Genomic DNA, 13480 nt, shown 5'->3' on the forward strand with positions numbered 1-13480 from the left:
CGTCACGTTGTCACCTGCCAAAACGAGTCTGCAGGTGCAGTGCTTGTCTCTGCTTTTTTCTCATATTTCTTTAAAAGATCCGCAATGTCTGTTTTTGCATTACTTGTTTTTTCCGGTTCACTTTCCGTGCTGTTCCAGCCGCCCAAAAGCGGGTAGTGTTTTTTTCTGAATTCCGGCGGCTGGGGCGCCCGGTGATATTCCCGCTGCCTTTCACCTCTGTATTCTTCAACGAGGATATGAGCATTTGTCCCGCCGTCAGGAAATGAACTCTGAGCTGCGACGCGGGGTTTCTTCTCTGAATGCCAATCAACGGGTTCACGATTAAAATGAATACGCGACGCTTCAAAGTCATAATGTTCAAATGGGTCACGCGCTGATAAGAAAGGCGGAATCCGCTTATGATAGACGCTCAGCACACATCGGATGAAGCCCGCAAGACCTGAAGACAGAAGCAAATGCCCTACATTCGGTTTCACCGATCCGATCCGGCAGGGCAGAAGCGTTTTCCGGTTCAGCTGATAGACGTCTGAGAGCGCCTTGATTTCCGCCGAATCAACGATTGGGGAACCGCCTCCGTTTACTTCTATATATCCAATGTCTTCGGGCGACTTTTCCGCCATGTCAAGCGCAGTTTGAATAACGTCTCTCTGCGCCCTTATATTCGGTGAACCGGGCCCGAGCGTCCGGCCGTCATTGTTTACCGAGACGGCTTTTATGACGCCGTAAATACGGTCTCCGTCCCGCACCGCATCGCTCAATCGCTTGATAAAAACCGCCCCCGCTCCTTCTCCGAGCACTTCTCCCGCTGATTCACGGTCGAATATGTGAAACACGCCGTTCTCATTTAAAATATGGCGCGCTCCGAATAACCGGTGCGCGGACGGAGATAAGAGCAGACTCACCGAACCGACTAAGGCCGCGTCAATCCTTCCGGCCAAAAGGGCGTCTTTTGCAAAGGACAGCCCGATCAGCCCTGAGGAACATGCTGTATCCACGACAAGGCTCGGCCCTGTGACATTCAAAAATCGTGAAATGTTGGCCGCCAAATAGTTTTGCCCCGCTCCCAAAATCGGGTTAGGCGCCTGCAGGATATGTTCCATACCGGCTGAAGGCTGCGCCCTGCCGCCGATGTACACGCCGACTTTCCGGCCCGACAAATCCTTTTGTCCGTACCCGGCATCATAAACGGAATGAACCGCTTCTTCTAATATGATCCGCGCCTGCGGGTCCATAATTGCCGCGTCTTTTTTCAGAGATGCCGAAAAAAGCCCGCATCAAACATGTCGATATCATCAATCCACCCCGCATAATCCTTTGCATGTGCTGTTGCATGCCAGCGCGATGCGGGGACAGGCCGGATGGCGGTGTTCCCTTTCATCAGCAGCTCCCAAAAAGCATCCGTTCCGCCCGCCCTCGGAAAACGGCAGGACATGCCGACGACGGCAATATCGTCTTCGGTATCCGCTTTCGGCTTCATGGATGTTCTCTCTTCAGCGGCGGCGGTTACATCAGGCTGGACGTCCATGTCTTGAACGAAACCATTTTCTTTTGTCACAAAATCGGTTTCATGATGCGCTGCGAAATAGTCAACCATTTCTGTAATCGTTTGATATTGAAGCATTAAGGACGGTGTTAACTTTATGCTGATCCGTTTTTGCAATGATTGAACCAATTCCGCAAAGAGTATTGAGTCAATCCCGTATTCATCAAACGGCATATCATCTTTTATCTGCTCATCCGTCATTTTCAGTTCTTCGCTGAAAACGGTGCGCACCCATTGACGAATCATATCCTTCACCTTTTGGTCACCGGCAGTGCTTTTTTTCATGGGCGCTTCAGTTTTCTTCACCTTCAGAAGATCACCAAAATCAGCCTCACTGTCTTCGGGAACACAAGGAATTCCGCAGCTTTGTCCGTTTAATATGATGTAATCTAAAAACTTCAGTCCGTCTTCGGCAGACAGCCTGGAAAGTCCTGATTTTTGATAAGCAGGTGTTTCCGGCAGGCCTTCAGCCATGCCGGTTTCTTTCCAGACGGGCCATTGAACGGCTTTAACAAACACGTTTCCTTTACCTGCCTGATGATTTGCAAAAGAGTCCATAAATGAATTAGCCATCGCGTAGTCACTTTGCCCCGCAGCAAGCGAAGGGATCAGACCTGAAACGGATGAGAACAAAATAAAAAACGACAGCGGCTCATTCTGAACGGCTTCATAGAGACCGCAAAGCCCAGTTACTTTCGGCGTGCAAACGCTTTCGATCTCAGTTTCGGTTTTGTTATAAAAGGCGGGGTGTTCTCCCATTGCACCCGCGCAATGAAAAACGCCGGTAATCGGTCCCATCGTGCCGCGAATGCTGTCCGTCATGTTCCGGAGCCCCTTTTGATCCGTAAGAGAAACGCTGTAATAACGGATCTCCGCGCCCCGCTCGGCTAACCTCTGCATCCGCTCGGCTTTTTCCGGGAGAATGCCGTCCTTTTTCATGTCTGCCCACTCCGAGGAATCGGGAAGCGGCTCCCGCCCCATGATGACCAGTTTTCTGCACCCGCGTGAAACGGCATGCTCCGCCGCAATTGCGCCGATCCCGCGCGATCCGCCCGTTATTAACAGCACATCATCAGACGAATAGGAAAGCTCAGGCACCGCCGAAACATGCATACCCTGCTTCAGAAACGGCACATAACGGCGATTCAGCCTGTAGCAGCATTCACTGCCGCTTTTGGCCCGCGGCTGTAAAAATTCAGTTTCAATCTGTCTGCTTAATTCTTTTGTATGCTCAATCGCACAATCGCTATCTATCGTAAAAGAATGAATGTTGGTATACTCAGCACCCAGCATCCGGTACAGCCCCGCCGTTTTCGCCCCCTGCATCAGAGGTTTACTTTCCTTGAAAGGCTGGAGACGGTGTGTCACTTGGCTGAACACAGCGCCGCTATGACGGAATGATTCCAGAGCCTGCTGTAAAAAGGCAAGCTTTCCGTGTTCTATCTCTTCCCGCCGTTCATATTCCGCATCATATGCGGTTATGTCGATGACCCCGAGTATCTGTTTGTTTTTTAGAGACTCCCGCACTCTGCCGTAAAGGTTTCGCCCCGATGCGGCGGCGTAATAATCGGCGCCGTCTTTTGCCTGATGGATGATGCAGATCGTTTCAATATGGCCGTTTCCTTTAAATAGAGCATCGGCCAATCGGCTCGTCTTATCAGTTGCAAGTATCATTACTGTTCCTGATAATGCTTCAGACTCCGCCGGATCTTGCTGCTTCCAGTCTTTTTGAAGAATGATCTTTTGGTTTTCCGCCGGTTCGTCTGTCTGTTTCCGGATATCCGCAGGCACAGGCACCCAATACCGCTCCTTCGCGAACGGATATACAGGAAGGCTGACCCGTTTCGGCTTCTCTCCTTCGTATAACAGGCTCCAGTCAACGGCGGCTCCTTTTGCCCACTCAGTGAGCAATCTGGAATATTGCTTGTTTTTCAAAAGTTCGGCCATTCCCCTTGATGAAATATCATCTTGAGCACGTCCGCGGAAACACCCTTCAATTTCCGTTTTCCGTTCAAGCACATCCTTCAGTTTCGCTTGCAGGCCGCAAACGGATGTAACGATCAATGCCAGCCGTTCAGGCATCGCTTCTCTGCCAGCTTGAAGCGTGTAGGCCAGGTCTTTAAGGTTGACTTCTTTTTCCCGTAAAAAGCGGGCATACCGTTTGACATATTCCAATAGCCGTTCTTCATTTTTTGCCGAAAGCAGAAACAGAACCGGCTCGTCTTCCCGTATATTCACCGATTTCTTTTCAGCCTGCGGCGGCAGATATTCTTCTATGACAAAATGGGCATTGCTCCCGCTGGCGCCAAAAGAACTTAAACCCGCTCTTCTCGGCTGGTCAGGATATGACGGCCGTTCCCATTCTTCCAGCCGGTCCGCCACATAAAACGGCGTATCCGGAAATGGAATATGGGGATTCAGCGTGTCCGCGTGCAATGACGGAAAGATTTCTCCATGCTTCAGCTGCAAAAGCACCTTTGTTAATCCGGCGATTCCGGCGGCTCCTTCTAAATGGCCGATATTTGATTTGGCAGAGCCGATGGCGCAAAACCGCTTCTTGTTTGTCCATTTGCGGAAAGCGCGGCTCAGCCCTTCAATTTCAATCGGATCACCCAGAGACGTACCCGTTCCGTGAGCTTCAATATAACTCAATGTCTCCGGATCAATGCCGGCACTCTGAAAGGAATCTGTAATGACTTCCGCCTGTGATGCCGGATCAGGCACGGTCAAACCGGATGTTTTTCCGACATGGTTTAAAGCGGAGCCTTTTATGACGCCATATATCGGACAGCCCATCTTTTCCGCTTCTTGAACAGTTGTCAGCAACACCGCGCCGACGCCTTCTCCCGGCACATAGCCGTCACCGCCGTCGGCGAAGCTTTTGCAGACGCCTTCTGAAGACAGAAAACCGGCATTCGCCAAAAACGCATATTTATGCGGATGTGTGACCGCATTAACACCTCCGGCAATGGCGAATTCGCACTCCCCCCTTTTAATGCTTTCACATGCCAAATGTATGGATGTGAGCGAAGAAGAGCACATCGTATCAACAGCCATTGACGGCCCTGTAAAGTTCAGGCAGTGAGACACGATATTCGGAACGGAGGCAGGCGTCACACCCATAGACAGCGGTGTGCCCCGCTGTGTGATTTCAGCGCCGAACAGCTCATAATGGCTCCAAAACACACCTGCGAATACCCCGACGCGTTTTCTATTTTGTGAAGATGGCCCGCGCGCCGTTCTGTCCTGATAAAAACCGGCATCTTCACAAGCTTCCCAAGCCGTCTCTAAAAACAGCCGCGCCTGCGGGTCCATCATTTCAGCCTGGCGCGGAGTCAGATTGAAAACAGCGGATCAAAGCTGTCTATGCGATCTAAAAATCCTCCGTAACGGTAGAACTGATCTGCTTCATATGAGAAAGGATAACCTTTCCATCTGTCTTTCGGCATTGTTGTGATGCAGTCTTTACCTGAGCGCAGATTTTGGTAAAATTCATCGATGCTTCCCGCCTGCGGATATCTTCCCGCCAATCCGATTACCGCAATATCGTGCTCTTCTGTATGTCTCTCTTGTTTTCGGCTTCTTCTCTTGACAGCTGCATGGGATAATGAAGAGCGGTTCTTGTCTGCCATCGGAACCAATCGGGCCATGCTTTCAGTTACAGCAGGCTCCTTCCCGTATAAAATAACGGATTGCAGCTTGCCGAGACGCAGCATATATTCTAGTGAAGCCATCCCTTCCCCGGCCGGAAGCGGGCTGGTGCCGGTTTCATCATTCATGATCTCTTTCATCAAACTGTCAACCTGCATGCCCCCATCTTCCCAAAGCGGCCAGTTGATCGTCATAGAAGCCCCGGTCCGTTCGCCTTTTTCCGCTTTGCAATCGCGATATTTCATATATTCATCCATAAAAGCGTTCGCTGCGGCATAATCTGTCTGGCCCGCATTTCCGGTCAACGCCGAGAATGAGGAAAATGCGGCGAAAAATTCAAGCGGTTCATGCCGTGAAGCTTCGTCCGCATGAATCAGGCCGCTGATTTTCGGCAGGAACACCTGCTTCAAGTCAGAACTGTTTTTTTGGATGATAAATTGGTCTTTTAAAACACCGGCGCAATGAAAAATGCCCGTCAGCCGGCCGAAAGTTTCTGTAATCTGAGCAAATGCCCGCTCTGTTTCGGATTTGCTGCCGATGTCCGCTTGAACGTAAAGAACTTCTGCTCCCAATGCTTTCAGTCTGCTGATCTTCTCAGACTGTTCCGGCGAACGGCCGATGAGTGCGAGCTTCACCTTTTCTTTTTCTGCAAGGTGACGGGCTAGCAGAAATCCAAGACCGCCGAGGCCTCCTGTAATGACATATACGCCGTTTTGTTTCCAAGGAGACTGTGTCTGTCCGTCCGGTTTCTCAATACGTTCGAACACTCTGATCTGCCGCATATTGTCTTTATACCGAATGTCTGTGCAGCCTGCATGAGAGCAGTCTGCTTCTGTTCTAATGATTGCGGCCGTCTCACTTGGCAATCTCTCATTCTTGTCACAAAAGGTGATCACCTGAGTGCGAAGAGCCGGATTTTCCAGATGGGCCGTTTTCAGCATAGCCCCGAGAGCGGAAGAAAATGCCGCTCCATTCTCAACGGCGCATACAAGCTGAATCAATGTATGTTCTTTCGGATGGTCTGTCAGTTCCCGTTTGAGCATACGAAATATGCGCTCGGCATCTGCTTCAAACTGCTCATCTGCAACCTCATGCTCCCTTTTCAGTTCTATCACTTCCGCTTCCGGGCAATATGTGCCGAGTTCACCGATGAGACGGAGTCCTGCATCGGCAGCGATAATGAGATGACGGGTGTGTTTTTGCCCGTTCTGCACCGCCGTTTCCAGCGGATGATCTTTCCAGGCGGGTTCAAAAAACAGAACCTCATCAGGAGTGTCAGCGTCTGATGTATGCCGTTCTTCGGCCGAATCTTTCAGCACACAGCCCGCTTCATTGATAAGGTAATCCGCAAGGCGGCGGACAGATGAATATTCAAAAAGCAGTGTCGGATAAAACTGCTGCTGAAAAGTCTGCTCTAATATCTTTACAAGCTTCAGCAAATGCGCCGAGTCAAGCCCCATATCATAAAAGCCTTTCCGCACATCAATAGCCTGTGCCGGACGATTGATCAGCCTGGCGATTTCCGACTTTATGTAAGTCACCATGTTTTGTTCCGGCGTTTGCTGTTCAGACACGTCTTCTGCGGCCACAGGACTTTCGGGCTCTCCACGGCCGCTTCTGTTCTGCTGAGGCGGCTTCTCTTTGTCTATCAGATGGGTAATCATATTCGCTTGTCTGACCCTTTTTACTGTCAGTTTCTCACATTCGGCCAATACGTTCCCTGCCCTGTCGTAAATCGTGAAGTCGGCCGAATAAAAATCAGGTTCGCTATCTGATGCGCCGCTTTCAGTGCGGCTGTTTTTCGCAGAATAAGTGTAAATCGTTTTCGGAAACGGCTGATATATGCAAAAACGATTAATCATAAAAGGAATATAAGGTGTGTCATTCTGCTTTTGGGCCGACAATGCAAAGGAAGAGCCGGCAAGGGTGGACGCATCTAAAAAAGCCGGATGCGCCTTAAATTTCTCCCGGAATCCTTCAGCCAAATCACTCAGAGTGAGCTCCATTAATTCTTCTTTATCCTGAAGCTGATAAACAGCCCCTTCATTTTTCATAAACTCGCCATGCTCAATATGGCTTCTTCTTGCAATTCCGTAAATGTCATGCATGTCCCATTTTCGGCTTGCGTTTTTCATGAATGCTTCAATATTCAGTTCTTTTGCCCGGGGCGTGTCTTTTTGCAAATAAAGCTGACATTCCATATTCTCATCCCGTTTTCCGCCAAGCGGTGTGCCGTTTTTTGCTTTTTCACTTGTAATCTCAACTTTCCAGCTGTCACGCGCCGGCGTAAAGGTGACATACAGGTGTTTATCAAACTCTTCAGATGTTACAACAGGCTGCTTAAAAATAATCTGTCTTAATTCTATAGGCCTTTCACCGAGATACCCGGCGGCGAGCCGATACAGCATATCTATTAAAGTCACGCCCGGGAGGACGCGGATTTGATGAACGCGATGATCCCGGACGATATAATTCGTATGGCTGATTTTCTGCAGGAACGTTTTGACTTGATCGGTGGCAACTGCCAATCTATCACACCTCGCTTATTTCAAACATTGCTTCTGTGCCCGCCTCATTTTCTTCCGCTTCGGACAACTGTGCTTTTTTCAGGCCAATACCGCTGTTTTCGGTATACTGTCTGGCCGCCTTTCGGTTCCATGGTCGCTTTTCGTTCTTTCGGAATTCCTTCGTTGCTGACAATGATATGGGCGTTATTCCCGCCCAAACCGAACGCGCTGACCCCGGCCCTGAGTATCTCTTTTTTTCCGTCCCACCGCTTCAGCTCAAGCACAGGATAAAGCGGCGAATCATGAAATTGAAAGCGGGGGTTCGGTTTATGGCAATGCAAAGTCGGCGGCAGTTCTTCATTGGCAATCGCCAGCAAAACTTTGATGATTCCCGCCGCTCCCGCCGCACTCAGCAAGTGGCCGATATTGCTTTTGACGCTCCCTACACCGCAAAATTGTTTTTCATCGGAATAAGCAGACAAGACATTGGTTAATCCTTTTAATTCAATCGGGTCGCCGATCAAAGTACCGGTTCCGTGCGTCTCTACGTATGTCATGGTGTCCGGCTCGATTTCCGCTGATTGAACCGCCTGCTCAATCAAGTCCTGCTGCGCCCGGGGATTCGGCGTCGTCACCCCCATTGTGCTGCCGTCATTATTTATCGCAGAGCCGTCAATAACGCCGTATATTTTATCTTCGTCTTCTATCGCTTTTTCGAGCGGCTTCAGCATCAGCACACCGCAGCCCTCTCCGATTCCTGTTCCGTCCGCATCGGCATCGAAAGATTTTGAACGGCCATTTGGCGATAAGATTCTCGCCGCGCTCATTGTGAGAAAAGGTTTTTCATCAAGCAAAATGTCAACCCCGCCCGCAAAGGCCGCCTCCGCTTCTCCATTTTGAATAGCCTGCACGGCCAAATGAATTGCCGTAAGCGAACTGGAGCAGGCCGTATCTACGACCAGGTTGGGCCCTGTAAAGTTATAAATGTGCGCCATATGTGCGGTAATAAAATTTTGCCCCGCGCCAATAATCGCGTCTTTCTGCAAATATTGAAATTTCTGATGAAACGCACCTGCCCTTGCACCGGCAAAAACGCCGATACGGCGGTCCCAGAGATCCTCTTTTTGATAACCCGCATCGGCCAAAGCTTCCGCGCTCACTTCGAGCCACTGCCTTTGCAGCGGGTCTATCATCGGTGCCAGCGTTTCTGAAATATTAAAATACTCCGGGTCAAATTGATCAATATCGTGAATAAAACCGCCCCATTTACTGATGCTTTTTCCTTCTTGATATTCACCCGGCTGATAGTGTTCTCCGGCGTTCCATCTGTCCGGCGGAACTTCAGTGACGGCATCCATTCCGCTGCGGAGATTCTTCCAAAATTCTTTTATATCCCCCGCTTTCGGAAAATGACAGGCCATGCCGATGATCGCAACCTTTCCCCGTTTCCCGGGCCTATCTGCCGTTTTTTTGCTCTGTTTCGTCGTCTTCTGCAAAGGGACCTTCTCCGCGGGAACCGCTGCATCTGCCGAAAAAGCTTCCGGACAATGTGCGGCTAAATAATCCGCGAGCTGTTCTATGGTAGGGTGTTCCAGAAGGACAGTCGGATCAATTGAAACGGACGGCAGTTTTTGATCGATCTTTGTCAGCACTTGCGCCAGAAAGATAGAATCCATTCCGTATTCCTGAAAAGGCACATCGATATCCATATGCGTTTCATCGATACTCAGCTCTTTTGCCAAAAGCGTCTTCAGCCAAGATTGAATATCAATCCGGTTATGGACCCGTTTTTTTGTTTCAGGAGGTTTGGAAGCTGTTCTCATTCCTTTATGGGCGGCTGGCTTGGCGTTTGCCAGCGCTTTGATGTCCCAATCATATTTCACTTGTGCCGGCAGCACGACAGTTCCGGGTCTTTCTCTTAAAATGTAATCAAGCATCTTGAGACCTTCCGCGTCAGAGTGACGCAGCAATCCCGTTTGCTGATACATCCCGCTTTTTGTATCCCTGCTCATGCCCGTCTCATCCCATGCCGGCCATTGTATGCTCATGATGCCGCTCTCATTGTTTTCTGCAAAATAGTCCATACAAGAATTTGCCATCGCATAATCGCTCTGACCCGCCGCAAGAATCGGGACGGCTGCCGAGACAGATGAAAACAGGACGAAAAATGCCGGCGCATCATCCTTTACACTCTCATACAGACTGTGAAGGCCGTCTGCTTTCGGTGCGAGCACCCGCGCGATACTGTCTTTGGATTTGCGGAGAAAAGCAGGGTTTTCACGGTCCGTAATTCCCGCGCAATGCAGAATGCCTCCGATAGGTCCGAGCGTTGTGGTTACCTCTTTTATAAGCCGTCCGACGGCCTGCTTATCCGTCAGATCAACTGCTGAGACGCACACTTTTACGCCTTGTGATTCCAGCTTTCGGATAAGCTGTATTTTTTCCGAAACGACAGGGTCTGTTTGCTCAAGATCCCACTCGGTTTTCGGCGGAAGCTCCTTTCTGCCTGTCAGAAGCAGTTTCTTCACACCGTATGCGGAAACGAAATGCTTGGCGCATAAAGCGCCGAGTCCGCGCGTTCCTCCGGTTATCATCAGGACGGCGTCTTTTGGAAACACAGTCCGGTCTGTTTGCACGGCTTCTGGTTCAATCTGATCAGTCTGCCGAAGAACATAGCTGAAGCGCATGCCGTCCCTGTAGCAAACAGCAGATTCCGTTAAGTCTGATTCAATTTCTTGTTTAATAAAAGCGGCTGTCTGCTCCAGCGGCTCTTCAGGATCAATATCGGCGTGACAGGTGAGAATATGGCTGTATTCATGCCGCAGCATGCGATAAAGCCCCGCTTTTTCAATACCATGCATAGCGGCCGCCTTATTTTTGAAGGATTCAAGGCCTTTTGTAAGATAAAGCATTTTCATGTTTTCTTTTCCGCGGCCGTATTCAATCAGCTGCTGCAGCAATGCCACCCAGCTGATGTCCTGCCGCTTTTGCCGGGAGCCGCAGCCGGTGAAGTCAATAAACCCGGAATAGATGGCCACATTCGCATCCTGTAAGAAAGAGATGAGCTGATTTTCCTGCACAATGTCAGCATCATTCAGCTGTTTTTTCACCTCGGCGGCAAGGTCTTTTGTATCCTCGGAAACGATGAGCGCTATTTTGCTGAATGGCTCGGATGAAGACACTGCCTCGCAAGGCTCCCATGTTTTCTGCAATAATACTGTTTTTTGATTCGAAAGCGGCAGCTGCTCCCGTTTCGGCACCCAATAGCGGTCGGCTCTGAACGGATAGGAGGGCAGGCTGATGCGGCGCGGCTTACTGTCCGTATACAGCTGCTCCCAATCTGTGTCAAATCCGTTTGCCCAGAGCCGCAGCACTTTCTTGTATTTCTTTTTCTCAATCCAGGCGCTGACGAGGTCAGCAGCGTCTTCATCTTCTGAGAACATGGAGATCGTGTTATTCTCGCGTTTTTTGCGCCCGCTGATGATATCTTCGCTGTTTTTTCCCATCAGAAACGCGTTCAGTTTTTCAGTCAGTTCCTCTGCGGAGCCTGCAATGATTCCCAGCCTCGCTTCCATTGCGTCCCGTCCGGTCTGCAGTGTGTATGCAACATCTGCAAGATCGATATGGCGGGATGATCCGTTTTGGATAAAATCCCGAAGGAGACGCGCTCTTTCTTTCAGCCGCTCTTCATTTTTAGCCGAAAAAACAAAAAGAGATGACGCTTTCTCACGGGTTTCCGGCTGTTCCGTCTCACTTTTGCCCATGTATTCTTCAATAACGATATGCGCATTGACGCCTCCGAAACCGAATGAGCTTACACCCGCCCGGCGGGGCAGAACCCGGCCGTTTTCATCACGCAGCGCTTCCCACTCCTTTGTTTCTGTCACAATGTAAAACGGGCTGTCCTTCAATTTGATATGGGGATTGATGTTCTCGCAATGCAGACTTTTGGCGAGCGTCCGATGTTTCAGCTGCATCAATACTTTGATAACGCCCGCAATACCTGCTGCGAGCTCCAAATGTCCGATATTTGTCTTCACTGAGCCTATCCCGCAATATCCGCCCGGAGCCCCGTCTGTTTGGAAAGCTTTTTTCAATGCATTGATTTCAATCGGATCTCCGAGCGCCGTACCTGTTCCGTGCGCTTCTATATAAGTGATCGTTGACGGGTGAATACCGGCTTTTTGATAAGCGCTTTTCAGCACATCCGTCTGAGCCTGCGGATTCGGCGCGGTAAGTGACGCTGAGCGTCCGCCGTGATTTTCCGCTGTACTGCGGATGAGGCCGTAGATGTGATCCCTGTCATGCTCAGCCTCTGAAAGCTTTTTCAAGACAATCATGCCGGCACCCTCTCCTCTGACATAACCGTCAGCCTGATCAGAAAATGTTTTGCAGCGTCCGTCTTCACTGAGCATGCCTGCTTTTTGAAAACCGATATGGCCTTCAGGCGTGACGATCGTGTTGACGCCCCCTGCGACCGCCATATCACAATCTCCCGTTTCAATGGCTTTTACCGCGCGGTGAATGGCGACTAAAGAGCTTGAACAAGCGGTTTCTACCGGCTCGCTCGGCCCGTGGATATCAAGAAAATAACTCATCCGGTTCGGCCCGACGGACGGCACGATTCCGGTCATCGTATACCCCTCGACAGGAAGACCCGCCTTATTGATTAAGGTTTGATATCCGCTTCCCAATGTGCCGGTGAAAATGCCGGTTTTTGTTCCGGCAATCCGTTTTGCTGAGTACCCCGCGTCTTCAATGGCTTTCCACACATACATCATTAATAGGCGCTGCTGAGGATCCATCATTTCAGCTTCTTTCGGAGATATCCCGAAAAACAGCGGGTCAAACCCGGCGATTCCATCTATAAAACCGCCCCATTTAATTGACGTTTTATTTGCATCCGCTGCCGGATCGCCGTCATATTCGCGCCAATCCCAGCGATCCCGGGGAATTTCTGTGATGCAATGCTCTCCTTTTGATAAACGTGTCCAGAATTCATCTATGTCTTTCGCTTGCGGAAAAATACCGCTGATTCCGATAATGGCTATCGGTTCGGTTTTTTCTTCTGATTTTCCTTTTGCGGATACGGGCGTTTCCCGTTTGACATGAACGGCCGCCGGAGCTTCAGCTTTTCTTATTCCGGCTTTTGGAGCGGTTTTTAAACGCTCTCTTTCTAAGCCGCTGAATGCTTCTTTCCATTCAGATATCAAATGGCCGCTCAGTTTGCGCAATGTCGGAAATTCAAAGAAGATAGTCGGGCTGAGCTCAAGCTGATAAGACCGATTTAATAGATTTGTAAATTCAGTGAAGATGACCGAATCAAATCCGTATTCCGTCAGTTCGCTGTCAGCCTCAATATCTTTCATGCTTACCTTTAAAAGATCTGATACATGCCGCTTTAGTTTCTCTTGAACCCGATCTTTCAGATCTGTTGCATCTGTCTCTGCCGGAGCTTTTCCGGCGGCGCTTTGTTCTTCGCCCAGATCGAAAATATGGCTGCGAATCCGTTTCTCGTCGCCCTCTGCCACCATGACCTGGTGTTCTCCGGAGGCAAAAGCGGCGTACAGCGCCTGGATGCCTGAAGCCGATCGCATGGCTTTCATTCCGGTCTGTTCATACATCAGCCGTTCTGTCTCTTTGTCCACGCGCATACCGCCTTCTTCCCAAAGCGGCCAGTTGACGGACAGGGTCTGCCCGCTCCGATTGTTGTCCCGCACGAGCCTGTTTCGGCGGGCTGCATAAACATCCATAAATGCGTTGGCTGCCGCATAACCTG

At 50.1% G+C, this 13480-nt stretch carries 1 protein-coding gene and 1 pseudogene; both read right to left on the bottom strand.

Annotated features, from left to right (window positions below):
* Nucleotides 1–2: 2 nt before the first annotated feature.
* A pseudogene (locus D368_RS18360) lies at nucleotides 3–7722 on the bottom strand (SDR family NAD(P)-dependent oxidoreductase).
* Between the two features lie 44 nt (nucleotides 7723–7766).
* Nucleotides 7767–13454: a beta-ketoacyl synthase N-terminal-like domain-containing protein gene (locus D368_RS18365; RefSeq protein WP_486129297.1), complete on the bottom strand. Its 5688-nt coding sequence runs from the start codon at nucleotides 13452–13454 to the stop codon at nucleotides 7767–7769.
* Nucleotides 13455–13480: the final 26 nt, after the last annotated feature.

It is taken from the genome of Paenibacillus lentimorbus NRRL B-30488, from assembly GCF_000411595.1.
Classification (GTDB): domain Bacteria; phylum Bacillota; class Bacilli; order Bacillales; family Bacillaceae; genus Bacillus; species Bacillus velezensis.